Origin of the sequence: Natronospirillum operosum (assembly GCF_004768465.1) — a bacterium.
GTDB classification, from domain to species: Bacteria; Pseudomonadota; Gammaproteobacteria; order Pseudomonadales; family Natronospirillaceae; genus Natronospirillum; species Natronospirillum operosum.
The window spans coordinates 57,667-83,795 of sequence record NZ_SRMF01000001.1 but is presented as its reverse complement, the minus strand read 5'-3'; the positions used below and the strand labels follow the sequence as shown (position 1 = coordinate 83,795).

Annotated in this window: 22 protein-coding genes; 13 read left to right on the top strand and 9 right to left on the bottom strand. The window is 62.9% G+C overall.

Annotated features, from left to right (window positions below):
* Window positions 1–8 precede the first annotated feature (8 nt).
* Together pdxR and E4656_RS00430 are read left to right on the top strand one after the other, a co-directional pair.
* The gene (pdxR, locus tag E4656_RS00435; protein WP_135480179.1) at window positions 9–1,454 is read left to right on the top strand and encodes a MocR-like pyridoxine biosynthesis transcription factor PdxR; all 1,446 of its coding nucleotides are present in this window, start codon (window positions 9–11) and stop codon (window positions 1,452–1,454) included.
* A gap of 104 nt (window positions 1,455–1,558) precedes the next feature.
* Window positions 1,559–2,197, top strand: coding sequence for a pyridoxamine 5'-phosphate oxidase family protein (locus tag E4656_RS00430; protein ID WP_135480178.1), 639 nt, complete (start codon window positions 1,559–1,561; stop codon window positions 2,195–2,197).
* A gap of 11 nt (window positions 2,198–2,208) precedes the next feature.
* Here E4656_RS00430 and E4656_RS00425 read toward each other — a convergent pair whose 3' ends face one another.
* From E4656_RS00425 to E4656_RS00415, 3 genes are all read right to left on the bottom strand, one after another.
* Entirely contained in the window at window positions 2,209–2,745 is a 537-nt protein-coding gene (locus E4656_RS00425; protein ID WP_167855865.1) for a protease complex subunit PrcB family protein, read from the bottom strand.
* A gap of 69 nt (window positions 2,746–2,814) precedes the next feature.
* The gene (locus tag E4656_RS00420) at window positions 2,815–4,044 is read right to left on the bottom strand and encodes a methyl-accepting chemotaxis protein (protein ID WP_135480174.1); all 1,230 of its coding nucleotides are present in this window, start codon (window positions 4,042–4,044) and stop codon (window positions 2,815–2,817) included.
* 86 nt (window positions 4,045–4,130) lie between these two features.
* Window positions 4,131–6,293 carry a methyl-accepting chemotaxis protein gene (locus E4656_RS00415; RefSeq protein ID WP_135480172.1) on the bottom strand — a complete coding sequence of 721 codons (2,163 nt, stop codon included), beginning with the start codon at window positions 6,291–6,293 and terminating at the stop codon, window positions 4,131–4,133.
* Between the two features lie 160 nt (window positions 6,294–6,453).
* On the opposite strand from E4656_RS00415, the gene E4656_RS00410 reads away from it, so the two are divergent.
* Entirely contained in the window at window positions 6,454–7,137 is a 684-nt protein-coding gene (locus tag E4656_RS00410) for a hypothetical protein (protein WP_135480170.1), read from the top strand.
* Window positions 7,118–8,206 carry a hypothetical protein gene (locus E4656_RS00405; RefSeq protein ID WP_135480168.1) on the top strand — a complete coding sequence of 363 codons (1,089 nt, stop codon included), beginning with the start codon at window positions 7,118–7,120 and terminating at the stop codon, window positions 8,204–8,206. The genes E4656_RS00410 and E4656_RS00405 overlap by 20 nt, the downstream gene beginning before the upstream one ends.
* A gap of 14 nt (window positions 8,207–8,220) precedes the next feature.
* Here the strand turns inward: E4656_RS00405 and lhpI are convergent, their stop codons facing one another.
* Complete coding sequence (gene lhpI / locus E4656_RS00400) at window positions 8,221–9,156, bottom strand: bifunctional Delta(1)-pyrroline-2-carboxylate/Delta(1)-piperideine-2-carboxylate reductase (RefSeq protein ID WP_135480166.1); 936 nt, start codon at window positions 9,154–9,156, stop codon at window positions 8,221–8,223.
* A gap of 147 nt (window positions 9,157–9,303) precedes the next feature.
* Here lhpI and E4656_RS00395 point away from each other — a divergent pair, with 147 nt between their 5' ends.
* From E4656_RS00395 to E4656_RS00380, 4 genes are all read left to right on the top strand, one after another.
* Window positions 9,304–9,774, top strand: coding sequence for a chemotaxis protein CheW (locus E4656_RS00395; RefSeq protein ID WP_135480164.1), 471 nt, complete (start codon window positions 9,304–9,306; stop codon window positions 9,772–9,774).
* Window positions 9,775–9,788: 14 nt separating this feature from the next.
* On the top strand, window positions 9,789–10,397 hold the full coding sequence (locus E4656_RS00390) for a 5-formyltetrahydrofolate cyclo-ligase (RefSeq protein WP_135480162.1): 609 nt from the start codon (window positions 9,789–9,791) through the stop codon (window positions 10,395–10,397).
* A 171-nt stretch (window positions 10,398–10,568) separates the two neighbouring features.
* Complete coding sequence (locus tag E4656_RS00385; RefSeq protein WP_135480161.1) at window positions 10,569–10,958, top strand: DUF2237 family protein; 390 nt, start codon at window positions 10,569–10,571, stop codon at window positions 10,956–10,958.
* Complete coding sequence (locus E4656_RS00380) at window positions 10,955–11,821, top strand: NAD-dependent protein deacetylase (protein ID WP_135480159.1); 867 nt, start codon at window positions 10,955–10,957, stop codon at window positions 11,819–11,821. Before E4656_RS00385 ends, E4656_RS00380 begins: the two co-directional genes overlap by 4 nt.
* Before the next feature lie 53 nt (window positions 11,822–11,874).
* On the opposite strand, the gene E4656_RS00375 is transcribed toward E4656_RS00380, so the two are convergent.
* Window positions 11,875–14,274, bottom strand: coding sequence for a penicillin acylase family protein (locus E4656_RS00375; RefSeq protein WP_240753869.1), 2,400 nt, complete (start codon window positions 14,272–14,274; stop codon window positions 11,875–11,877).
* Between the two features lie 226 nt (window positions 14,275–14,500).
* On the opposite strand from E4656_RS00375, the gene E4656_RS00370 reads away from it, so the two are divergent.
* Window positions 14,501–16,141 carry a methyl-accepting chemotaxis protein gene (locus E4656_RS00370; protein ID WP_135480158.1) on the top strand — a complete coding sequence of 547 codons (1,641 nt, stop codon included), beginning with the start codon at window positions 14,501–14,503 and terminating at the stop codon, window positions 16,139–16,141.
* Between the two features lie 46 nt (window positions 16,142–16,187).
* Window positions 16,188–18,335, top strand: a complete 2,148-nt coding sequence (locus E4656_RS00365) for a hypothetical protein (protein ID WP_135480156.1) — start codon at window positions 16,188–16,190, stop codon at window positions 18,333–18,335.
* A 17-nt stretch (window positions 18,336–18,352) separates the two neighbouring features.
* Here the strand turns inward: E4656_RS00365 and E4656_RS00360 are convergent, their stop codons facing one another.
* Both E4656_RS00360 and E4656_RS00355 read right to left on the bottom strand, forming a co-directional pair.
* Entirely contained in the window at window positions 18,353–19,567 is a 1,215-nt protein-coding gene (locus E4656_RS00360) for a glycosyltransferase family protein (protein ID WP_135480155.1), read from the bottom strand.
* Between the two features lie 59 nt (window positions 19,568–19,626).
* Window positions 19,627–20,451, bottom strand: coding sequence for an HAD-IIB family hydrolase (locus tag E4656_RS00355; RefSeq protein ID WP_167855864.1), 825 nt, complete (start codon window positions 20,449–20,451; stop codon window positions 19,627–19,629).
* A gap of 280 nt (window positions 20,452–20,731) precedes the next feature.
* Between E4656_RS00355 and E4656_RS00350 the strand changes: the two genes are divergently transcribed.
* From E4656_RS00350 to E4656_RS00340, 3 genes are all read left to right on the top strand, one after another.
* On the top strand, window positions 20,732–21,514 hold the full coding sequence (locus tag E4656_RS00350) for a hypothetical protein (protein ID WP_135480151.1): 783 nt from the start codon (window positions 20,732–20,734) through the stop codon (window positions 21,512–21,514).
* A 69-nt stretch (window positions 21,515–21,583) separates the two neighbouring features.
* Complete coding sequence (locus tag E4656_RS00345) at window positions 21,584–22,798, top strand: pyridoxal phosphate-dependent aminotransferase (protein ID WP_135480149.1); 1,215 nt, start codon at window positions 21,584–21,586, stop codon at window positions 22,796–22,798.
* Window positions 22,779–23,228, top strand: coding sequence for a hypothetical protein (locus E4656_RS00340; RefSeq protein WP_135480147.1), 450 nt, complete (start codon window positions 22,779–22,781; stop codon window positions 23,226–23,228). Before E4656_RS00345 ends, E4656_RS00340 begins: the two co-directional genes overlap by 20 nt.
* A 515-nt stretch (window positions 23,229–23,743) precedes the next feature.
* Here the strand turns inward: E4656_RS00340 and E4656_RS00335 are convergent.
* Entirely contained in the window at window positions 23,744–24,949 is a 1,206-nt protein-coding gene (locus E4656_RS00335; protein ID WP_135480146.1) for a 4-phosphoerythronate dehydrogenase, read from the bottom strand.
* Window positions 24,933–26,120, bottom strand: coding sequence for a DEAD/DEAH box helicase (locus E4656_RS00330; RefSeq protein WP_135480144.1), 1,188 nt, complete (start codon window positions 26,118–26,120; stop codon window positions 24,933–24,935). Before E4656_RS00330 ends, E4656_RS00335 begins: the two co-directional genes overlap by 17 nt.
* Window positions 26,121–26,129: the final 9 nt, after the last annotated feature.

Sequence of the window (26,129 nt, the reverse complement as noted above, 5' to 3'; positions counted from 1 at the left end):
CAGCACCCATGCCCAGCCACAATGCCGCCAGCCTGTCGATCAGCCTTGAGCCCGGGTCGACGCTGACCGCACACGCCCAGATTCGGGAACAGCTGCGGGTATTGATCGAATCCGGACGCCTGGCGTCCGGCACCCGCCTGCCGTCGTCGCGTCGGCTGGCCGCCGAACTCGGGGTGTCACGCATGACCACCCAGACGGCGCTGGACAACCTGTTGGCCGAGGGCTATGCGGTGTCCCTGCCCCGGCAGGGGCTGTATGTCGCGGATCATCTGCCGCTGGCCACCGCGCCGCTGGAAACCATCCACACACCGACCCCTGAGCACGCAGCAGCATCGACGCCCTGGCTCAGGTTCGAATCGGGGGCAGCGGTGGCCAATTTTCCCAACCAGGCCTGGCGGCGGTCGCTGCGTGAAAGCTGGCTCAACCCCTCAACGGCGCTGATGGAAGGCACCCTACCCGGCGGTTATCCGCCGCTGCGAGCAGCCATTGCCAACATGCTGTTTTCCTTGCGCGGCCTGCGCTGCCGCCCTGAACAGATCATTATCACTGCGGGCAACCGGGATGCGCTGACGCTGGTCCTGAATACCCTGCGCCGCCTGCATTCGGAGCGCTCCGGGGTCTGGCTGGAAAACCCCTGCTACCCGCCGGTGTTGAACGGACTGCGCGGCCTGGGCCTGCAGCCGGCACCGCTGGCCGTGGATGTCGAGGGTGCAGAACTGCCGGCCGACGCCATCGATGATGGCAACGCCCTCGCGGCCCTGGTCACCCCGGCGCGCCAGTATCCGCTGGGCCACATGATGAGTGCCCAGCGCCGTCAGCACTGGCTGGACTACCTGCAGGCCCGGGCGGATGCGGGCCAGCCGCTGTGGCTGATCGAGGATGATTATGACAGCGAGTTCATCTATGAGGGACGACCCCAGCCGCCGCTGAGTGCAGCCGATGAAACCGGCCACTGCATCCTGCTGGGCAGCTTTTCCAAAAGCCTGTTTCGCAGCCTGCGCCTGGGTTACATCGTGGCGCCGCCGGCCCTGCTGGAGCCCTTGCTGGACACCCAGAAGGCACTGGGTCAGGCGGCGGCCCTGCCCTTGCAGCCAGTGCTGTCTCACTTCATTCACCATGGCGAGTTCGCCAGCCATCTGCGGCGCATGCGGCGGCTTTATCTGGAGCGCCGGAACCGGCTGCAGGAAATGCTGCACCAGGCCAGGCTGCCGCTGACCCTGTGGCCCTGTCGCAGCGGCATGCACCTGGTGGCGGAACTCGACCCTGCGGGGTCGGATATCGACGACGTGCAGTGGGCCCGCCGGGCCGCCGACAGGCATCTGCATCTGGACACCCTGAGTCGCCACTACTGGGCTGGAGAGCCCACGCACAAAGGCTGTCTGCTCGGGTTTTCCGCCCGTGACAGCGACGACCAGGCGCAAGCCGTGGAGCAGCTCAGGCGCACGCTGTCCTAGCTGGCCCTGTATTCTTTTCGTCTTCTGGCCATGCAACTATGGGCCAGTTGTCTGTAGTGTCCTGTCTGGTCAGCATCACGAACTCGAAGCCAACAGGAGGCTCCATGCCGCAACTGACCCCCACCGACCAGACCCGCATGGTGCGCGGTGCCAAGCGGGCCAATTATGATACCGATACGGTGCACGCCATCATTGATGCGGCCCTGATCTGCCACGTGGCGCAGATACTGCCGGGCCAGAAACCGTTGGTCACACCCACGGCCCACTGGCGGGATGGCTCCTGGCTCTACTGGCACGGCCTGGCTTCGGCGCGTAATGTGGCGGCCACACCGGCACAGCCGGTCTGCATCAATATCTGTCTTGTGGATGGTCTGGTGATGGCGCGTTCGGCGTTCCACCATTCGGTGAACTACCGTTCGGTGACGCTGTTCGGGGTACCGGAAACGATCACCGACCCGGCCGAAAAGGAACATCAGCTCGAGCGGTTTCTGGACCGCGTCAGCCCGGGACGCTGGCCTCAGCTGCGTCCCATCACCGCGTCGGAACTGAAAGCCACCGGGCTGGTCAGGCTGTCGATCACAGAAGCCTCGGCCAAGGTACGCAATGGCCCGCCGGTCGATGACGAGGCCGACAGTGACTGGCCCGTCTGGGCCGGTGTCATGCCGCTGCAGCGCACCTGGGGCAACCCGGAGCCGGACCCGGCCGGTCTGCAACCGGGTGTCGAGCCGCCGCTGATGGGCTGACCTCACACAGGTCAGTACCGATGGATGCGCTCGCCGGTCTGATCAATCACTTCGGTGCGGGTTTCATACCGGGCCGGCACCACCAGCAGTACACAGGGGCTGGACATGGCCTGCGCGGCCAGGTCCAGCGGGCCGGGCGCCTTGCGCTCGACCTCGATAAGCAGGCGCTCGTCATCAAGGCGGGCCTCCTTGTGCGCCAGCCGAATGCTGTACCCCAGAGTCGGCTGCTCGCCCTGAAACACGGCCAGCACCAGATTGTTGTTGAATGCCGGTATGCGATCCACCGACAGTGGGCTATGGTCGGTCAGGTCCAGCAGGTCCTGTTCCGAGGCAATCCAACTGAAGGCGGCATGCGGCTGGGCAAAGCCACACTGGGTGTTGTGGGCCAGTTCGGTAATGGTGACGGTAGGGCCCCGAGGCTCAGTGACCTCGGGCTCGGAACTCGACATGGGGTTCTGACAGGCCGCCAATACCAACAGGACGAACAGCAGGCTCGCCAGCAGCCACCGCTTCGGGTCATACATCACATCGCAGCCTGTCTGTCGCAAGAAGATGGCTCCAGTTTGCGGTGCTTTTGCGGTCAGGTCAAAGCCCTGTTGCATACTGCGCCGTGCAGACTAAGCACTGATAAAGCGACCCACGCCCTGCTGCGTGCGCCTGGTCAGAGCCATCATGCGATTGATGTCATCCCTGATGCGCCCCATCACCGCCTGTACCTCGGTCGAATGTTCGCCGATCGCCTGCACATGGTTGTGGGTTTGCCGATAGTCGGCATCCAGACGCTGAATGGCGCTGTCGACTTCACCCAGTTGCTCTGCACTCCGGCTGAATGCCTGCTGCATCTGCTCGAAACGCTCCCGGGTCGTTTCCATGCCGGCGCCGGTTTCCCGCGTGTTCTCACTGATGCGGCCGGCCTCGGTGCGGGTGTTCTGCACCAGGCTGTCCATGGTCTGGATATAGGTGCTGATCTCCCCGGTAGCGGCACTGACCTTGCCGGCCAGGCTGCGCACCTCGTCCGCCACCACCGCAAACCCGCGGCCACTCTCACCCGCACGCGCCGCTTCTATCGCCGCGTTCAGGGCCAGCAGGTTGGTCTGCTCGGAAAAACCGGCCACGGTACCGAGAATCTCCCTGATCTGGCCGGCATTGGTCTGCAGTTCACCAATCAAACCATCGAAATGACTCAGCAGTTCGTTGATCTGCTCCAGTTGCCGGGCACTGGCCGTCAGTTGCTGCCCAGCCTGGTCCACTTCCGCCTCATGCTGTCGGATATGCTCTGCGACCGCGTGGCTCCGGTTGGCAATATGGCGGATGCTGCCTTCAATATCGTCACTGGCATGCAGCACGTCGCTGACCCTGGCCTCCTGATCGGTACTGATGTTGTGCGCGCTCTGTACCGAGCTGACCACTGCCTGGTTGGTATCCCGGGCCTGTTCGGCCGTATCATTGACTGCCGTCAGGGTGTCGCCCAACTGATCGACAAAACGGTTGTAGCTGTCTGACAACTGCCGGAACTCGTCGTGCGTGAAGGCCGGCATGCGCACCGAGAGGTCCCCTTCGGCCGCGTTGATGCGGTTGAAGTTGTCCAGCAGAGCCCGCACGGGACGCACAATCAGATGATGCATATAGACCATGATGAACAGAAAGGCCCCCAGGTTCAGCGCCGTGACCACCAGTCCGGCCGCACGCAGATAGTCAGCACCGGCATCCGACGTGGCCTGCCACAGCAAGGCTGCCGTGGCCAGCTGCAGCAGCAACAGAAAGCCCAGATTGCCGACCAGCTTGCGGGTCAGCGTGAAAAAGAAGGTGCGCTCGATGGCGCTGTACAGTGCACTGAACCAGCTCATACTGATGCCTTGTCGTCAATCTGCCTTGACGGGCAGGCTATCAGGTCGGCGCAGGCTCGACGTTGATCCAGGTCAATGCCGTCCGCTTATCCTTCCTTGTCCTGGCGCCTGAACCGTGCCGGCAGCAGATTCATCTGCGACGCCACCCGCTCCAGCCCCTGTACAGCCACGGCTGTGCGCTGAACTTCAACATGGTTGGATTCGGCCAGTTCCGCCAGACGAGCGGTTGTGCCTGCAATCTCGCGCCCAGCCTGCCCTTGCTGGTTGGCGCTGGTTGCAATACTGTCGATATGGCTGCTCACGTCAGCAACGGTGCGCTCGATACGGTCCAGGTCGGCATCAACATGCTGCACCAGCGTAACCACCTCGCCGGTCTGGTCCGAACACTGATGAACCTGCTGCACCGAGGCCCCGACATTCTTCTGAATGTCCTGGATCAGAGCCCGTATATCACGAGTGGCTTCGGCCGTGCGTGCGGCCAGCGACCGGACTTCGTCCGCCACCACAGAAAACCCGCGCCCGCTTTCCCCGGCCCGCGCCGCCTCGATGGCTGCATTGAGCGCCAGCAGGTTGGTCTGCTCGGCAATTTCACTGATGGTGGACACTATTTTTCCGATCTGCTCGGACTGGGCATTCAATTGCTCTATTGCCGTGGAAGCCCCTTCGATGCTGTCACGCATCCGACCCACCTCTTCCTGACAGGTCGCCATATGCTGTCGACCTTCACCGGCCGCCGTCTTCGCTTCAGCAGCCGAGAGGGCAGTTTGACGGGCGTGGTCGCTCACCTCTCCGACCCCTGTGCCCAGTTGCTCCACCGCCGATGACATGGAATCGGTACCCTGACTCTGTTCCTGTGCCCGGTGTGCCAGCGCGTCGGCACTCCGATTCAGACGCTCACAGGTCAAGCTGGTGATGGCTGCGGTGGTGTTCACATCCGTCATGCAGATGTCCACCTTACCGGCAAAGCTGTTCAACCAAAGGCCCAGGTCCCGGCGCACATCACCGGGCCAGTGCTCTGCAGCCAGAGACTGCCCCAGGTCGCCACCATCCGTGATCGCAACCAGATGCTGCAGTGTCTTTTCCAGATGCCGACTGAGCGGACGCACAAACTGCAGATAAACGATCAGGCCGGTAGCCAGCAGCGCAAAACCGAATGGCACCAGTACCGCCACCCCCATCGGGATGGCCAGTGCCACGGCCGGCAGAATCACCCCCAGCAGGCAGCTCAGCGTATAGCGCCAGCCCAGTGGCCGCCGGGCATAGACTTCGGCCAGATCGGCCTCGCACATCAGCCCCCAGACATCCGGGCTGCCGGGCAATTGCAACTGCACCCCCTTGCCGATCACCGGCACCTGGCGGTAGTCGGAGTAACCCGGGTAGGACACCCTCAGATTGCTGCCGTTGCGGATGGTTTCACGCACACCGGGATGCAATTCCCCCGTCGACGGCATGGTCAGGCGCAATTCCAGCTCGGTATGCCGGCGGACCTTCAGTTCGCCTTTAGGGGTCGGCACGCCCGACCTGAGGTTGGGGCCCGGCACGATCGAATCATCCTCGAACCGTGACCGCGACAGCGCTGTTCCCGGCTGCACCTGAGTGTCAAAGCCGGCACGCACCATAAACAGATAGTTGTCACCCGAACCCGGGTAGACATGCCCGGCCTCGCTCTGGATCAGATCACTCATCACATCATTGGGCAGGCGGGCACAGAGGCAGCCGACCACCTGCCCCGACACCATGACCGGCTGATAGAACATCAGCGTGACACCATCGTGGAAGGCCGAGGTCGTGGCCCCCAGTGTTTCCGTATCGGAATCTGCGTAAGGCCCGTGCAGAAATGGCTGCCGGAGGCCCTGCGCCAGTGCGGCCCGGTTGGACCACTGAGCGCCGTTGCGGGCACTGTGCGAAGACGCCAGCACCCGGCCCTCGGCCGCTACCAGAGCCAACTCGCTGAAACCGGTCAGCCCCTGCAATTTGTCCTGCAACCATTCCGTGCTGACATTCGGGTGCAACACTGCGCCTTCGCCGGCGATACCTTCAAGCAGACTCCAGTTGGAATCAGCCCAGTCCAGCAGCCCCTGACGGCGGCTCCGAGCCAGACATTCAAACAGATAAGCCACCCGGGGCCGATGTGTGCTATTGATAGTGGTCAGATAACGCAGCTTGACTTTACCGGTGCCCAACCAGGGCAACCAGTGTCGCTCTTCTCGACTCAAGGCCATTTCCTGACTCTCGGGTACTGCATTCATGTCCGATCCTTTAAACAGACAAATTTCCTATCGCCGCTCAAGACGGCACAGCATCATTGCACTCTGCTTATTGATAGCGGCACTGAGTGGAATTGCTCAAGGCCTGAACAGATTATCAGATATCTGGTTGTTGCCCATCCTGTTGCTGCTTGCAGTGCCCATGCAGTGGTCACTGTACCGGTATCGGCGCCAGTATCGGCGCGCCTGGCTGGATACAGTCCTGCGTCCGGGCAGCCGCTGGCGACATCTGCTGCGCGGTGGTCCCCTGCTGTGGCTGCTGCAGGTCAGCCTGGCGGTGGGGTTGAGTCTGCTGCTGCTGATCAGTCTGAGCCGGCCGCAGCATTGGCTGGTCTGGACCGCATGGCTGCTGCTCGCACCCCTGTGGGTCTGGCTCAGCGCCCGGCTCAGCGCCCGGGCACAGCAGGATCTGCGTCCCGAGTGGGCGGTCCTGGTGCTCTATCGGCTGCGCTTCCTCCTGACGAGCAGTGCGATGCTGCTCCTGCTGGTTGCGCTGGCGCTTTTCCAGCCAGCGCCCGACCTGACCGACGCTTCCTTCCGCCAGACACTGTCCAACTTCCTGCACCAGCATCCGGCCGACAGCCTGCTGCTGAGTTTCGGCGTCGATCTTCTGAACAGCCTGGATGGGCTGCGCCACTGGCTGGTCTGGCAGATGGCCGATCATATCCCGCGCCCTGCTCTCGGGCTGCTGGTGCTGACGCTGGTGACAATACAGGAGTGGTTACTGGTATGGCCAATGCTGGTATTGTTTGCGGGTGTACACCAATTGATCGACCCTGCCGCATTGACTGCCCGGGAGGCTGGGAATGCAAGTGAACCAGACTGAAGGTGCGATGACAGCGCCGGCAGAGGCCGGCACCAGCCAGTTGACGCTGGCCCTGCTGGCACTGGCCGCATTGCTGGCCTGGACGCTGATTGCCCCGGACCCCTGGCGTCTCGTGCTGCCGGAGCGCGCCGACATCCAGTTGGACGACCAGACCTACCGGGTCTCCGAGCGCCAGTGGCGGCAGGCCTTTGCGCGATCCGTGCAGGCACTGGATGATGCCGAGGGTGTCGCTGTGCAGCGCTTTGAAGGGGCCATCGCCGAGCGTGTGGAAGCGGCTTTCGACACGCCCAGAAACCGGGTTGAAGAGGCCGCTGACTGGTACTACTCGCTGCCCGGCCATAGCGCCCGGGCCCTGTCCAGTGCCGGTTCACTCTGGGGCACCGACCAGGATCAGGCCATGGCTGAGCGCCTGCAGGACCGGCTTTTTCCGCCGGAAGCCTGGCCGGCCGAGAACGAACAGCTGCTGGATGATCTGGTCGGCGAAATGGCGCTGCTGAGCCAGCAGACGCTGCGCACCCTGCGCCACCATGTACAGCAGTCACTGGCCCATGCGCAGGTTGAACAGACTGGCTCCAGGCCTGTTGCGGCCAATATTGACCTGGCTTCCGACTGGCAGGCCGAGCACTACTTCCTGCAGTTTCTGCAGGATGATCGCCTGCTGCTGGAAAGCTCTGCCGCCCTCTCCGCCTCCGCGCTCGGTACCATAGCAGCCCGGCGCGGCGCACAGATGGCAGCGGCCCGGCTGGCCAGCCGCGGGGCAGCCGGTGGCATGGCGGCCAGCGGCCTGACTGCCTGCGCCGCCACCGGCCCCGTCGCCTGGCTCTGTGGCATCGGCTTTTTTGCCGGCTCGCTGGTGGCCACCGAATGGGCCATACTGACGCTGGACGAAGTGCGTAACCGGGACACCTTCGAGGCCCTGCTGGAAGCAGAAATCAATCGGCTGCAGGCCCAGTACGAACAGCATCTGATCATAGTGCTGACCGAGGCCCTGCGCGCGGAGTTTGTCAGTCGTCAGAGCCTGCTGGCCCAGCAGGTACGACCGATTGACCTGTTGTTCGCCCAGCCCTGATCCAGGCGCCCGGGCTACCCCCTGATGTGCTCCCACACCAATACAGCCGCCGCCAGGTCTTCCAGCGAAGCGCCCACCGACTTGAACAGCGTAATGGCCTCGGGACCGCTGCGGCCCGGTTTCTCGCCCCGCATCAACTGGTGCAGGTCGGCACGGATATCTTCCAGGCGGAACACGCCTGCATCCACGGCCTGCAGGATATCCCCCGCCTCACCGCGCGCACCGGCATGCGTGTCGACAAACACCTCACTGCGTTGCAGACAGTGGCTGTCGGTTTCGCGCATGGTCGGTTTGAAGGCACCGACCAGATCCAGATGCACACCAGGCTGCAGCCACTCACCCTGAATCAGCGGCGTCTGCGACAGCGTGGCACAGCTGATGATGTCCGCACGCGCAGCGGCACCAGCGAGATCTGACACCACATCCGTCTGCAAGCGATCCTGATACTCTGCGGCCAGCGCCCGGGCCTTGTCCTGACTGCGTCCCCAGACCAGCACCCGCTCGATCGGACGTACTGCGGCATGCGCTTCAATCAGCATGGGTGCCAGCCTGCCGGTACCGACCATCAGCAGGGTCCGGCTGTCTTCCCGCGCCAGGCTGCGCGCCGCCAGTGCCGAGGCTGCTGCCGTGCGTCGGCGGGTCAGTTCACTGCCATCCAGGCAGGCCAGCGGGCGCCCATGCTGGCCCTCGCTGAGCAAATAGACCCCGGCGATGGCGGGCAGATTCTGCGCTGCATTCTGTGGGAACACATTGACCATCTTGACCCCGATGTACCCCGCCGGCTGCCAGGCCGGCATCAGCAGCAGGGTAGCCTCGCCATCCGGGCGCTGAATACTGTGATGATGGCGTGGCGGCGCCTCCACGCCGTCACGGAAGGCCTCAGCGATACGATCAATCAGCACCGGCCAGGGCAATGCCCGGGCCACAGCAGCGGCATCTACGATCTGCATTGTTTCCCACCCTCTCGAATTCTGAGCCACTCACCATCCTATGCTGCGGTCGCGGCGTCAATGGCGACAGGACCAAACCCTAATTTTCTTGCTCCCGCAGCCGATGTAACCCAAACTAACCCATGCGATCTGGCTTCAGGAACCTGTATGACCACACTGTCCGGCAAAGAAAAAAGCGACTTCGAGGCGGTGCAGGACCACAACCTGCTGCAATGGATGACATTCAGACTGGCCGAAGAGGTTTACGGGCTGGATGTGATGAATATCAAGGAAGTGCTGCGCTACACCGACATAGCCCCGGTGCCCGGAGCACCCGACTATGTGCTGGGCATTATCAACCTGCGCGGCAATGTGGTCACGGTTATCGATGCACGCACCCGCTTCGGCCTGCCCAGTGCCGAAGTGACCGATGACACCCGTATTGTGGTGATCGAAACCGAGGTCGAAACCATCGGCATCATGGTCGATTCGGTATCGGAAGTGATCTACCTCAAGGACAGCGAAATCGAACCACCTCCCAATGTGGGCAATGACGAGATGTCGCACTACATCCGTGGCGTCTGCAATCGCAATGACACCCTGATCATCCTGATCAACCTGCACGACATGGTGTCCTGAGTTTACTGTATCTCATGACAGCTGATCAGGACCCACAGCAGGCCAAGAACCATCTGCGTCGACGCGCCTATGATGCGAGGGCCGCGCAGACCGACCGTGCCGAGCTGAGCGAGCGCATACTGTCCCGAGTCAAGGCTCTGCCTGAGTACCAGAGCGCCCAGACTGTGCTGTGGTACATCAGCTGTCGCTCCGAAGTGGTCACACATCAGGCCCTGGAGCGGGAACTGGATTCAGCGCGCCGTATCGTCGTGCCCTACTGTACCCGGGACAGCGACGGCGCCCCTGTACTCGGCCTCTGGCAGTTGACGGCCATGGATGAACTGGCACCGGGCACCTGGAACATCCTCGAACCGCCGCCGGAACGGTGGGCGGAACCGGAACGGCAGGTGATGCCGGATGAACTGGATCTGATCCTGGTGCCCGGGGTCGCCTTCAGCCCGAACTGTGACCGCCTGGGCAATGGCGCCGGCTACTATGATCGCCTGCTGAGTCTGACCCGACCCGACTGCCTGCACGTCGGCATTGGCTTCGAATGCCAGCTGTTCGAAAACATCCCGGTCGAGCCCCATGATCGCCCGCTGCATCGGGTGGTCACGGAGCATTCGATCCGATCGCGCACCTGAGATTCATCCCGCCGCCACAACACCTATACTTCTTTCCGGCACTTGCGGCTGGTCAAGCAGGCCCGGAGTTCACTAGAATCCTGTAGAGTCCACCCAACCTGGTTGCCGCCAACCTCATCTTCCGGGCAACAGGTCAGGGTACGACAATACTACCAGAGGGTAACTTTCATCATGAGCCGTCCACAGAACGCCAGCGGAGCCATCAATGTCATGGGCACGCCACTGAAGCCCTGTTGCTTCGAGCCGACCACAGGCTTCATGCGCGATGGTTACTGCCACACCGGGCCCATGGATGCCGGCAAGCATGTGATCTGCGCCGAAATGAGCGAGGAATTTCTGAACTACTCACAGCGCCAGGGCAATGATCTGAGCACACCCAGGCCTGAGTTCGACTTCCCGGGCCTGGTGCCGGGTGATCACTGGTGCCTGTGCCTGGACCGCTGGCTGGAAGCCTATCATGCCGGTGTGGCCCCACCGGTGCGGCTGGAAAGCACGCATTTCAATGCACTGGAAAAAGCCACACTGGACATGCTGCGCAACCCCAGCGGGGTCAGTTCATGACCCAGGCGCCGGTCATTTCCGAGTCCGCAACGGTAACGGACAACGCAGCCCGGGCAGCAGTGGCGCTGCGGACCTTTCTGGACACCCATGGCCCCGTGACCGTGCTGACCGGCGCCGGCATCAGCACCGATTCCGGCATCCCCGATTACCGGGATGGTGAAGGCGAGTGGAAGCGCCGACAGCCGGTACAGCATCAGGAGTTCATGCTTGAACCGTCCGTCCGGCAGCGCTACTGGGCCCGCAGTCTGGTCGGCTGGCCGGTGATGCAGCAGGCCCGGCCCAATGCAGCGCATCTTGCTCTGGCCCAACTGCAACAGCAGGGCCTGATCGGTACCGTGATCACGCAGAATGTCGACCGCCTGCATCAGCAGGCCGGCACCCGGGACGTGATCGATCTGCATGGCCGCGCCGATGAAGTGCTGTGCATGAGCTGCGGCTACCGCTGTTCACGTCTGACCGTGCACGACCGCTGTGCCGACCTGAACCCCGACTTCCGCCAGTTGTCGGCTGCTGCCGCACCCGATGGCGACGCCGATCTGGAAGCCGACTTCGAACGCTTTCGCATCGCCGACTGCCCGGACTGCAGCGGCATCCTGAAGCCGGATGTGGTCTACTTTGGCGACAATGTGCCGCGCGATCGGGTCGATCAGGCCCGAGCCGCACTGGAAAACAGCGGCGGACTGCTGGTGATCGGGTCTTCGCTGATGGTGTTCTCCGGGTTCCGCTTCTGCCGTTACGCCGCCCAGGCCGACCTCCCCATTGCACTGCTCAACCGGGGCCGTACCCGGGCCGATGAGCTGGCCACACTCAAGCTCGACTGCGCCATCGGACCCGTGCTGGGTCAGGTGGCAACACCGCTGTAGGCGGTGGCCCTTGGCCACGCATGGGTGCTTCGGCCGCGCATGCGTGAGCAAGCTCAATCCCCGGCGGGCAGCAGGTACAACTGGTACGCCGCATCACCCGGCAACAGGGGTGAAGGTCGGCCCTCCACCCAGTCCCGATGGCCGGAGTCAAAGAACGGCGACAGCGGATGCCCGCTCTGGCCGGTGGCCATATGGAAGATGGCCTCGGCTTCCTGTCCCGGCCTGACTACCAGGCGCTGCGAAGCGCCGATATGAGGGCTCTGCACCCGGGGCAGCATCCAGTCGCCACTCAGCGGATCATCCGGCATGCGCAGGAAACGCCCCAGCACGGGGATTTCTGCGGCCAGCGGATGCACGATATGGGCGCGATTGAACTCACCCCAGGTCTGCTCCGCCAGCGTCGCGTCGTCGGCTGTCAGCTCCGCATGGATGTCCCTGGCGACGGCCAGCAGGAACTCCGGCCAGGATGCATGCGGTGCCGGTACCTGATGCTCGGGCTGCGTACTGACCAGGGCCCAGGCCGGATATTCCAGCCGGTGGCTGACCCAGCCGGGCTGAAAGGCGCTGCCGGCCTGTGCCCGCAGATGGCGAAACACCACCCCGGTGGTGCCGTCGATAATCTGCTCACGCCAGCGCCGCACAATACGGTAACCCACATCATCCGCCGCTGCGTGCAGAGCGCCGGCTTCCACCTCGGCTCTCAGTTCGAGCAGGGCGGTCTCTTCCGCATCGGCCAGCACATCCAGCAACAGCTCGCGCCAGCGGCGCATCAGCAGGGCCCGATCATCCAGTTGCAAAGCCAGAAAATCGGCTTCGGTGAACCGGTCTGCGGCCTGCAGGCTGTCCCTGATCTGCTGCTGACGGGCCCCCAGGGCGTAGTAACCCTGGCCCACCAACTGCAGCCAGTCACCGGTCACCACACGCGCATTGGCGCTCCACAGCCGGTCATCCTGCGCCGGGCGCAGCACCGGGTAGTCTTCCGGTGCCAGGTAGCCGTCCCAGCCCCGGGTGCCGTCGGACCAGTCTGCCGGCTCCCGCCCGTCCAGATCACCGAAGCGCCGGGGAATGCGGCCCATCAGGGTCCAGGCATGATCACCATGGCGGTCTGCCACCAGCATATTCTGCGTCGGTATGCCGGACGCCTGGGCAATGGGCAGCGCTTCCTCCACGCTGGAGGCGGACTCCAGCAGCAGGTGGTTCAGGTTGGCGCCCTCCGGATCATGGGCCACCCAGCGCATGACCAGCAGCCGACCCTGGTGATCCCGCCCCACCACCGGCCCCCAGTGGGTGCGGCGCAGGCGGTGTTCATAGTCGTCCTCCCCCTGCACCGCAATCTGCTCGGTCACCACTTCAATCGGCGCCCAGCCGTCCGGAGTTCTGTATTCGGTGTCGTTATTGCGGGTTTGCAGCACGATGACGTCGTGGTAGTCACCGAAGCTGTTGGTGAAACCCCAGGCAATATGTTCATTGGACCCCACGACCATGGCCGGCGCCCCGGGCAGCGTGGCGCCACTGACCACACGGTCCGCCGCCGGCACTACCCAGCTGGCGCGATACCAGATATTGGGCACGGCCAGGCCCAGATGCATGTCATTGGCCAGCATGGCCGTGCCATCCTCGGTCAGACCGCCGCCGACCGACCAGTTGTTGGAGCCCGGTGCGATGGGGTCCTGATACTGCCAGTCGTCGGTGTCGTTCTCCGGTGCGCCCTGAGTCGACGCAGCAAGGGCATTCAGTGACTGCTCCGGAATGGGGGCATCGAAGGTCCTGGCCTCGCCCTGCAGCGGTGCATCCCATTCCCCGCCGTCAGGCTGCAGAAAATCGAACCAGTCGGCCGGCAGCAGGTCACGCATGGTGGCGCGGCTGACTTCCTGCTGAGCCCAGTTGGGCTGCAGATCCAGATACATGGAATACAGCGCCAGATAGGTATCCTCGGCCTGCCAGGACTCGGGTTCTGTGCCCAGCAGCCAGTACTCGAAGGGCTGGCTGCGCAGCTCCTGCAGCCCTGCGTTGACGCCCTCGACATAACGGTCCAGCAGATGGCGTTGCGCCTCCGGCAGGGTATCCAGGGCTGCCTCTGCGCGCTGGCGGAACTGATGCCGGCGCAGGCTGCGATCATGGTCCAGCCCCGCAGCGCCGAACAGCCCGGCCAGCTCGCCGGCCGAGTTGCGGCGCAGCAGATCCATCTGGAAGTAGCGTTCCTGTGCGTGCAGGAACCCCAGGGCAAAGGCGCTGTCAGCCCGGTCGGTGGCGGTGATCATGGGGATACCCTGCGCATCCCGGTCAATGCGCACGGCATCCTGCAGAGCAGCATGTCGAACTTCGCCATCCAGTTGTGCCAGGCTGCCCGCCAGTTGCCAGTAGATGAAACCCGTGCCGGCCACCACCAGCACCAGAAGCAACAGGAGCAGGCTGCCTGCCCAGCGGCCAAGTCTTCTCACACCCATTTTCATTAATGCGTTCCCTGATCAGATTTGCGCGCACTGCATTCAACCGGCTCAGCTTGCCACAGGATCGCAAGCTGATGCCACCGACATTAATTGGACAAATTCGCAAGCAAAGCAAACCAGCATGATCTTCATCCCGTATACCGCATCCGCATTCCCAACCACAATCCGCGCGGCAAACCTTTCCCCAAGGCTGAAGCGCTCACACAGTCAAGAGAGAAGAGTAGTCCTTATGAGTGTGCAACTGAGTCTTGCCCAGCGTCTCAGCCTTGGATTCGGCGCCATCCTGGCACTGATGATCATCGTTACCCTGTTCGGCATCCAGCGGGTCGTCGTCATTGACCAGACCCTGACCGAGGTCAACGAAGGGGCCAGCCAGAAACAGCGCTACGCGATCAATTTCCGCGGCAGTGTTCATGACCGGGCCATTGCCATCCGTGATGCCGTGCTGGTCGAATCCGACAGTGCGCTGAGTGGCCACCTGGCCGAAATCGATGAGCTCGCCGCTTTCTATCAGCAGTCCGCTGCACCCATGCGCCGGCTGCTCGAGCGGCCCGACGTCACCAGCGAAGAACGGCAGCTGATGACAGCCATCGAGAGCATCGAAGACCGTGCCCTGGCGCTGACCGGCGACCTGATCAGCCGGCGCCAGCGTGGCGACATCGACGGTGCCCGCAGCCTGCTGCTGAACGAGGTGTCGCCGCTGTACACCGAATGGCTGAGCCGCATCAACGCCTTTATCGACTATCAGGAAGCCGATATTCAGAGCGACATCAGTGGCGTACAGACCGTAGCCGGTGGCTTCGCCATCGCCATGATCATTGCCACTGCCCTGGCCATACTGGCCAGTATCCTGATTTCCGCGCTGATCATCCGCAACCTGCGTGGCACGCTGGGCGCCGAACCGCATCAGGTATCCGCAGCCATCGAGCGCATGGCTGCGGGTGACTTCACCGTGGAAGCGCAGAAAAAATGTCGTGCCGGCAGCGTCATGGCCAACCTGAATCGCATGGCCCGACGACTGGCCGAGGTCATTCTGGAAGTACGTTCGGCCGCCGAAGAGCTGACGCGCGCTTCCGAGGAACTGCGCACCACGGCCTCGGACAACAACCGGCAACTGGTCCTGCAGGCGCAGGAAACCGACCAGATGGCCACTGCCATCAACGAAATGGCGGCGTCCATTCGGGAAGTCACCGAATACGCCAACAGTGCCTCGACGGCCACCCAGGAAGCTGACGAGGAAGTCGACACCGGCAACACCACGGTGCAGCAGACCGCCACCGCTATTCAGGAACTGGCGGCGACACTGGAAGGGGCCGCCGAGCGGGTAGAAGCGCTGTCCAAACAGAGCAGCGAAATAGAAACCATCATCGAGGTGATCAATGCCATTGCCGAGCAGACCAATCTGCTGGCGCTGAATGCGGCCATTGAAGCGGCCCGAGCCGGCGAACACGGTCGCGGTTTTGCCGTGGTGGCCGATGAAGTACGCTCGCTGGCCAGCCGCACCCAGGACTCGACCAGTGAGATCAGCCGCATGATCAGCGAGCTGCAGGCGGGGTCATCCAGTGCCACCGAAGCCATGGAAGCCAGTCGCCAACTGGCCCAGAATACCGTCGAACGGACCCGCGCCTCGGAAAGCGCGCTGCAGGGCATCCGCACTCAGGTGTCGGCAGTCACCGACATGAATGCCCAGATAGCGACCGCGGCCGAAGAACAGGCGCGGGTGGCCGACGAGGTGAACCAGAACATCACCCGTATCACCGAAGCCACCGAGATCAGTTCCACCGGCTCGGAGCAGGTTGCCGGCTCCAGTCGTGATCTGGCCGACCTGGCCGAACAACTGACCGGGAAGGTCAGAATGTTCCGGGTCTGATCCCAACGGTGATTGACGCCGGGTGAGTTGATGGCATGATGACCTCATGCCACAGGAAAACAGCGCCATGGACAGCAGCATGGAACCCGGCAGAGACGCGTTTCTGCCGGCGTTCTCCGTGATGGTCACCGGTCATCGCGGCCCCCGACTGCGTCGGCTTGATCCGGACGGCCCCGCGCCCGCACTGCGCGACACCCTGCAGCAGGTGCTGACGGCCCTGCGTATTGGTGCAGGGCGCGCCTTCGACGCCGGCGACGCCATCTATGGTCGGGCCGACCCCATCTATCGCCTGTTCACCGGTGTTGCCACCGGCGCCGATGAACTGGCCGCGCAGGTGGCGGATGCTGCGGGCTTCCGGCTCAATGTCATCGCACCCGGTCGGGCCGCCGACTCGGGCTATACCGAACCCGAACCCCGGCGCGCCATTGCGCTCGGCATGCGGCCCACCAGCGAGAATCAGCGCAAGCTGCGCCAATCCGATTACAGCCTGCGCGATGATCTCACACTCTGTTTTGCCGATGTGCTGGTTGCCATCTGGGATGGCAGGGAACCCTTCCCCATGCGCAGTGGCACCAGCCTGGCCGTGAAGACGGCGCTGCTGCGCCGCACTCCGGTCATCTGGCTGCAGCCGCATGCGGACGGTCAGCCACCCGAGGTGCGGGTCACTGACCCGCAGCGCCTGACGGATACCGCCCTTACCGAGATCGATGTGCTGGGCGCCACCCCGGACCTGATCGCCCGGCTCTTCGTGACGCTGGAGCCCGACAGCGCAGCATTCGAACGCCTGCTGGACACCTGGCTGCTCAATCTGCTGGCACCCTTCGCCACCACGCTGGAAGCCGACAATGCGGAGCGCCGGCTGCGTGAACGCATTGCTCGACAGCACTCTCTGCTCGGCTTTGTGCAGGCCTGGGGTCGCTACCTGTTGCGGCGCCCCGGGGGCAGGCGCGCGGCACGGCCGCTGTCGCTGTTGGCCTGGCTGCAGGGCACGCTGCTCTGGCTGCGGGTCATGCTGAACCCGCCCCAGCCCAGCCCGGAACTGCAGGTACTGGAATATCTGACCCTGAGTGTGCCGGCACCGCGCTGGCAGGACCGCCTGGTCAGCCGCCTGCACTATGGTCTGGCCGGGCTGGTCAAAACCACACCCGCCGAAGCCTGGCAGCGGTTTCTGCGTGGTTCGGAGCTGGCCCGGCTGGACGCCCGACCCGGCCCGGAAAGCCCGATTCGGGAGCAGTTTCTGCCCGCCTACTTCGCTTTCGGGGAAGCCCAGGCCCGACGCTGTGCCCAGCGCTACCGGGACGACACCTGGCTGATTTTCTACGCTGCTGCCATGGCGGTGTTCTGTGCCGTAGCCGGCGCCTTGTATCTGTGGCCTGCCAGTGTAGCCGGCTGGGGCCTGACCTGGGTGCTGCTGGAGTTTCTGCTGCTGCGTCTGATCGTGGGCAAGGTGCTGCAATCGCGTTTTCGCGGCTGGCACCGGCGCTGGATGGGCTACCGCTACATGACCGAACAACTGCGGGTATTGCGGCTCGGTTTTCCATTGCTGATTCTGCCCGACAGCATGCGCCAGACCCTGTGGGAGCCCGGCCCCTCGGCGGAACAGCCCATGCGCTTGCTGCATCCCGAATCCTGGGTACTGCAGCGCATCCTGGTCGCCGAAGGCCTGCCCCGCAGCGCCGCGCGCAAGCCCTGGTTCCGCATTACGCATCACAACGAGGCCATACTGCAGGTGTCACGCCATGCGCTGGCAGAGAACGAGCGCTATTTCTACTGGGTGCATCATACCCTGCATCAGGACCATCACCGGCTGCACCGCTTTTCTCTGGCCCTGTTCGCACTCACCTTTGCCGCCGTGCTGAGCCACTTTGTGTTCACCCTGCCCGGCGTGCTCTTCTTTACCGCCTTCTTCCCGGCCTGGGGTGCCGCCATTCACGGCATACTGAGTCAGAACGAGGTGGTCCGGGTCTCTGCCATGGCGCAACAGACACTGCACCGGCTGCGTACGCTGGACACCGCCCTGAGTGTGCACAAGACCGTCACCGACAGCGGGATTCGCATCAGCAATGACGCCGAAGCCTGGGCCCGCACGCAGGAGCTGCGGGGGCTGGTCAGTGCCGTGGCCGACACCCTGGAAACGGAGAACAGGCAGTGGGTCACGCTGCTGCAGCACAACGAACCCGACCTGCCTGGTTGAGCGCTGGCCTCTGCCGCCTACTGATTGTGGTCCAGTTCGACGGCATCGTAGATCTGTTCCAGTACATCCGGTACGGCTGCCTGAATGCGGTTCCAACTGGGAATGAACGGCGTCGCCATGGGGTTGTCCAGGTACTGGCGGCCCGCTTCCATGATATTGCTGGCAAACAGCTCCACCGCTTCTTCCTCGGCGTTGCGGTCCACCTTCAGACCATTGATGGTGGCGGTGTCGTAGTACATGCCGATGAAATCCAGGGCAATGCGGTAATAGGCCGCCTTGATAGAGCGAAAATGTTCCTCGGACAGCACCTGACCGTGCGTGGCCAGCTTGCGGAACACCGCCTTGCTGATGTCCGTGCTCATCTTGGACAGACCGGCGGTGGCGTCTTCCTTCGACAGCGGCTGGTGCTTGTGGTCATAGATGTCGGCAATATCCACCTGACAGACACTGCGGCTGGAATAGTTGCGGAACAGCTCGCTCAGGATGCCGATTTCCAGCCCCCAGTCACTGGGTATGCGCAGGTTGGGGATGGTATCGGTACGCAGTGAGAACTCGCCGGAGAGCACATAGCGGAAGCTGTCGAGGTAGTCCAGAAAGGGGTCCGGGCCGATCACCTTGCGCAGGCTGCCGATCAGCGGCGACACCAGCAACCGGCATACGCGGCCGTTCAGCTTGTTGTCCGCCACCCGGGCATAGTAGCCCTTGCAGAACTGATAGCGGAACTTGGGGTTGGCCACCGGGTAGATCAGCCGCGCCAGCATGTCGCGACTGTAGGTCTTGATATCACAGTCATGCATGGCCACCGCTTTCGACTTGCCGGAAGCCAGAATATAGCCATAGCAGTACCAGACATTACGCCCCTTGCCCAGTTCCTTGGGCGCCAACCCGAGGTCCTCCAGTTGCTTGTCGATCTTGCGCAGGCGGGGGCCGTCCTGCCACAGAATGCGCACCGGCTGATTCATGCGCGCAAAGTACTCCCGTGCGTGTTCGAACTCTTCCCGGTTGGCGCGATCCAGGCCCACCACCACCTCGGTCAGGTAATCCACTTCCTTCAGCGCCTGCACCATGCCTTCCAGCGCCGGCTGCTGCAGCTCCGAGTAGAGAGATGGCAGAACCAGTGCCATGGGGTTGGTACGGGAAAAGCTTTTCAGCTCCGCCTCCAGACTTTCGACCGGTCGGTCCACCAGGTTGTGCAGATTGGCGATCACACCGTTCTGAAAAAAATCACCCATGGCTTGTTCCTCATTGTTGGGGGCGGCACTCTGCCCGATTCGGACGCAGACCCTGCGTCTCAGTTGTTGATCACGCCCTCCTGCACCAGCCAATGGTGCACACCTTCCACCCAACCTTCCGGCCCAGCGGCCCGGGTGTAGAGGGCATCATCACGCGTCAGCGCCAGATGCTCGCCGCGCGCATTGCGAATGACCACAGCACTGTCGGCAGCTTCCAGCATGGCGCGGTCATTCTCGCCATCACCCAAAGCCAGCGCATGGCCCGGTTCCGGCAGATGCGACTCCAGCCAGCGCATGGCCGTGGACTTGTCCACCGCATCCCCCAAATGCACAAAGCGCCCGCCGCGCGCGACGGTCCAGCCATCACTGCGGGCCAGTTCCGCGAAGCGCTCGAAGGCTTCTGCGTCATCTTCCCACAGCAGGGGTTCTCCGCACTGACGCCGCATGGCCAGGGCGGCGTCGGCGGCACTGAGGCCGGTCCACGCCACTACCGTGTCCACATCCACATCATGGAAACCGGTAAAGCGAAATTCGTGCCGGGTTCGGTTTTCATCCAGCCATTGGCAGATGGCCCCATAGGGCCGGGTCATCAGCACACCCAGCACCCGCTGGCCTTCCCAATCGGGCTGGTGGCCGCGCCAATAGTCGTGCTCAGCCGGCAGCAGAATCATGCCGCCGTTCTCTGCCACACCGTAGCCGGGCAAATCCAGCTTCACCAGCCACTGCTCCAGTTCATCGGCGGTCTTGCTGGTGTTGGGTATGACCAGAATATCCCGGCGCGCGCACTCCAGCAGCAACGGGGCGGCCGGCGCCCAGTCGTAGCTATGGTGGTCCAGCAGGGTACCGTCCAGGTCGGTATAGATCCGACGCCACAGGTTGTTCATGACGAGAGTTACCTTGTACTGCCTGTCAGAAAGCGAATTCATGCTGCTCCAAAACCCGCCGATAAGCAACTTGATGGCCGCGGATATGGCAGTGCAGGTCATCCTGTTAAGGCAATATGATCATAAATGGTGCATTATCGAAGAGCGTGCACCATGTCGGTGAGCCTCATGCACAGTTTCCGAGCACTTCTGCCCGTGTTCGTATCCTGAACAATGGAAGGTTTTGCTCTCCGCAATTATTAATTACACTGCGTCTTCAGATGTTTTTTGGCCCGACCCTATGGATTTCATAATCACTGTCAGCCTGGTCGCCCTGGCGACCCTCCTGCTTGGCGTCATGGCCTGGATGCATGTGCGGTATCGCAAGATGGTGGCAGACCGGGAGAAAATCCTGCAGATGGGTACGGAGAACAAGAAACTCCAGGCCATGCTGCGCTCCCTGCCGGAAAACTACCTGTCGCCCGGACTGAAGGATTTCATCTACCGCACGCTGATCAACAACCTGCAGCAGATGATGGAGCTCGACCGCTCCCACAACCGCTTTCTGCAGGTCGATCTGGATGAAACCATCGAGCAGCGCCAGGTGGCGCAGGCCAACCCGGTCAGTGATGATCAGCACGAACCCATTACCAATATAGAGCAAGCCAACCATGCCCGCGCGGGTCTGAAAGCGCTCTATCGCTATATCAAGATTGCTTACGAAAGCCGTCATCTGAGCCGCCAGGAAGCGCAGGCGCTGCTGAATGAAATTGAACACAAGCTGGTGCAGACCGGCGCCGAGTTCTATACCCACAAGGCCGAGCATGCCCACAGACAGCGCCGCTACCGGGAAGCCATAGCGTTGTGGAACAAGGCGGCGGAAACCTATACCAAGAGCCGCCTGGCCTCGCAGTATCAGAAAAAGGCCAACCACGCTCGTGGTCAGGCACGCAAGCTGCAGGAAGAGTGGAAAGAGGTCAACCGGGCCCGCAATGAAGCCCAGGCCGAAGCCATGCAGAAAAAGATGGATGCCTGGATGGAAGACGAAGAAAGCTGGAAGAAAAAACAGCTCTATGATGAGTGAGGATCACTGCGGTAATATCTGCGCTCGCACCGAACACCCGCCAATCACAACCGGAACCTGATACCCAAAATGGATTTCAAGAAGTCACTGAAGCTGGCCAACGTATTCTATGACATCCGCGGGCCTGTGCTGCAGGAAGCCAAACGCCTCGAAGACGAAGGGCACCGTATTCTCAAACTCAACATCGGCAACCCGGCACCGTTCGGTTTCAACGCGCCCGACGAGATCATCACCGATGTGATCCGCAATCTCTCGTCGGCGGAAGGTTACAGTGACTCCAAGGGCATCTACCCGGCGCGCAAGGCGGTCATGCAGTATTACCAGCAAAAGCGCGTGGCCAATGTGGATGTGGAAGACATCATCATCGGCAACGGCGTCAGCGAGCTGATCGTGATGTCCATGCAGGCCATGCTCAACGACGGCGATCAGGTGCTGGTACCGGCTCCCGATTATCCGCTGTGGACGGGCGCGATAACGCTGTCCGGCGGTCAGGCCGTGCACTACATGTGTGACGAGCAGGCAGAGTGGTACCCGGATGTGGATGACATCCGCGCCAAGATCACCGACCGCACCAAGGCCATTGTGCTGATCAACCCGAACAACCCGACCGGTGCCGTCTACTCGAAAGAGCTGCTGGAAGAGATCATCGAGATCGCCCGTGAGCACAAGCTGCTGATTCTGGCCGACGAGATCTACGACAAGATCACCTATGACGACACCCCGCACTACTCGGTGGCGCAGCTGTGTGACGACGTGCTCTGCCTGACCTTCAACGGCCTGTCCAAGGTCTACCGCCTGGCCGGCTTTCGGGCCGGCTGGATGATGCTGAGCGGGCCCAAGCACAGGGCACGCGACCTGATGGAAGGCTTCAGCATGCTGGCCAACATGCGCCTGTGCTCCAATGTGCCGGCGCAGCTGGCCATTCAGACCTCACTGGGTGGCTACCAGACCATCCATGATCTGACCGCGCCCGGTGGCCGCATGTACGAGCAGCGCAACCTGGCGCATGAGATGCTGACCTCGATTCCCGGCATCACCTGCGTCAAGCCGAAAGGCGCGCTCTATCTGTTCCCGCGCATCGATATCCGCAAGTTCAACATCAGCAATGATGAGCGTTTTATTCTCGATTTCCTGCGCGACCAGAAGATACTGATGGTCCATGGTCGGGCCTTCAACTGGCCTGAGGTGGACCACTTTCGGGTCGTCTTCCTGCCTAACCGGGAAGACCTGACAGAATGCATGGAGAAACTGGGGCATTTTCTGGATGGCTACCGGCAGCAATAAAGGCAGTCCGGATTTTCTGCAAGGTCCGGTGACACCACCGGACATCCACATGACCGACTTCTACAATGATGTCGGGCGCATCTTTATCAGCCGTTACCGCTGCTTTCCGCGTCAGGAACCGCTGTGGGTGGATGACATCTGCGGCCCGCATGATCTGGATGAATTCGGCCAGCACAGCCCCCGCCACATGGCCTGCCTGGCCACGGTGCTGTGGCTGCAGCGCGAGGGCTACCTGACCTTCAGCACCCAGGACGGACAGGCAGGCTTCAATCACTGCGTGCTGACACAGAAATCACTGGCCCTGCTCTGCGGCTGGCACCAGGACCGGCCCCAGCGCCCCATAGACGCCCTGGAAGCGGCTCTGGTCAGTGGTTCCTCACAGGATATGGAGGCCGCCGTGCAGGCAATTCTGGGGGCTTCCGCGAGGTAGGCTGTGGCCCTTGGCCACGCATGGACACCGCGACCGTCGGCGGGTCGGTCGGGTGGCAGTGCCGCACCAACCCTGCCACCGGAACCCGTGTAGCGAGGCACGCAAGTGCCGATTGGGCCAACAGGCCCAGGGAAAGGCGGCTGCGCCGCCATCGCGACTCGCGTCGCTCGCTACAACAGAGGCTCTTCTGCAGGCGGTGCGGTCCGACGCACCGGGGCTTGCTCACGTATGCGTGGCCAAGGGCCACAGCCTACGGTACGGCGGCACGTATGGAGTCGCCTGCCGGGTACATGCCCTGTGAGGCCGTTTGCGGCCAGGGATGGCCGCAACCGAGCTGTCAGGGACAAAAACGCCGGGAGCGTTTTTGCACGAGCGAAGCGAGCCCGGAGGGTCAGGCCCAGGGACGGGCCTGATATGAGTTTTTGCGTGCCTCACAGGGCATGTACCCGAGCTCGGCGGCGGTCCGATTGGCACAGGGGTTGAATCGGTCCCTCAATCGGGACTTGCGTCCCTCGCTACGAGTGAACGGCGAAACCGGCGCGGTGCAGCAGATCTGCGGCGGTGGCGCTCAACCCCGCGCGCTCGACCGGCACGGAGGCCAGTTCACGGCGGTCGCGTTCGGCGGCATAGGTTTTTCGGTACTGATCAAAGGCTTGCCCCCGGCGGGCTGCCGGCACGGCATGCAATGCCGCACGAAAGCGGGCATCATCGCCGAGCGGGTCGCAGACCTGCAGCACGGCCTGCTGCAGCAACTGCCAGGCCTGCGCGACGGGTTGTTCGGCCCCGGCTGCATCCGAGTCCAGCCTGAGCGGCGGCACCGGGGGCAGCAGATCCTGCACCTTGAGTTCGGGCGGCGGCAGGTCCAGCTTCTCCGCCAGTGCCTGCCGCAGCATCAGCGTGCCGCGTACCCGCCCTTCCGCCGAGTAGCCGGCAATATGGCCGGTGCCCATCACGGCGCGCTCGAGCAGCGCCAGCGGCAGGTCCGGCTCCGGATCCCAGACATCCAGCACCAGACGCAGATCGGGCCGCGCCCGGGTGGCCGCCAGCAGCGCCGCGGACGACACCACACCACCCCGCCCGGCATTGAGGAATAGCGCCCGCAGCGGCAATTGCTGCAGCAGGTCGGCACTGATCATGTGATGCGTGGGCCAGTCGCCGGCCCGCGTATAGGGGGTATGACAGCAGACAATATCGGCCGTGAAGGCTTCCTGGAGCGAGACAAAACAGGGTTCAGACACACCGTCCTGGTCGGGCAGGCAGGCCTGTTCCCGAGGCGGGTCACAGACCATGACCGCAAGCCCCAGCGCCCGCAATCGGGTGGTCAGGCGGCCGCCCACATTGCCGGCGCCAACCACGGCCACACGGGCCTGGGCCAGCGCTGCCGGGTTGTCCGCATACTGGGCCAGCAGAGCGCCCAGCACATAGTCCACCACGCCGGCTGCATTGCATCCCGGTGCGCTGGCGAAGGCAATCTGCCGCTGTTGCAACAGCGGCTGATCGATATGGTCGGTGCCGATGGTGGCGGTGCCGACAAAACGCAGCTGGCTGGCCTGTGCCAGCAGCGCCGCATCGACCCGGGTCACGCTGCGCACCAGCAGCACATCCACTGCGGCCAGTTGCTCGGGCGTCAGGGTGCGCCCGGGGACCGTTCGTATCTCGGTCGCCACATCCGCAAACAGACGGGCGACTGCTGGCATGTTCTCGTCAGCCAGTATGCGCATGCGCCAGCAGATGCTCCGGGGGGTGCTCTATGGCCAGACTCTGGCCGATGAACTTCTGCAGGTCTTCCACCAGGAAGGCGTCGTCTTCGCAGACAAAGCTGTAGGAGCGACCCTCGGCACCGGCCCGACCGGTACGACCGATACGGTGCACATAGTCTTCCGGGTCTTCCGGCAGCGTGAAGTTGATGACATGGCTGACATCGTCCACATGCAGGCCCCGGCCAGCCACATCGGTGGCAACCAGAATATCGATTTCACCTTTCTTGAAACCGTCCAGGGTTTTCAGGCGCTTGTCCTGGGTGATCTCGCCGGACAGCATGGCCACCTTGTGCGGTGACGATTTCAGCTTGTCGAACAGCTTGCGCACCAGATCCCGCCGATTGGCAAAGATGATGGCCTTGGTCACTTCTTCCTGTTCCAGAATCGACTGCAGCAGCGTCATCTTGTCTTCGGTGGTGGTCAGATACAGCTTCTGGTCCACCTTCTCGGCGGTGGTCATGTCCGGCGCAATGTCGACAAACTCGGCATTGTTGGTCCAGCGCTCCGACAGGGTCAGGATATCCGGCGTGAAGGTGGCGCTGAACAGCAGCGTCTGGCGGTCCATCTTGGTGGGCATGGCGCGTTCGATGTACTTGATGTCCGGTATGAACCCCATGTCCAGCATGCGGTCCGCTTCGTCAATCACGAACACCTCGGTCTGATCCAGGAACACGGCGCGCTGACGCATGAAGTCCATCAGCCGGCCCGGGGTCGCAATCAGCAGGTCAATGGGGCGCGTCTGCAGGCCCTTGCGCTGCTTCTGCATGTCCAGGCCACCAACCAGCGTATGCACTTCCAGGTCGGTGAATTCGGCCAGCAGCTCGGCATCGGCAGCAATCTGCAGCGCCAGTTCCCGCGTGGGTGCCAGCACCACGGAGCGCGGTTCGCCCTGAAACTGTTCCTCCAGCGGGTTGTACAGCAGGTCGCTCATCACGGCCAGCAGGAAGGCGGCGGTCTTGCCGGTGCCGGTCTGGGCACGGCCGATACAGTCACGGCCCCGCAGTGCAAACGGCAGTACCTGGGACTGAATGGGTGTGCATTCGGTAAAACCCATCTTGTCCACGGCCTTGTGCAGGGCATCAGGCAGCGGTAAGGCTTTGAATGGCAGGTTTGTGTTCGGGTCTGTCGACATAGGAATACT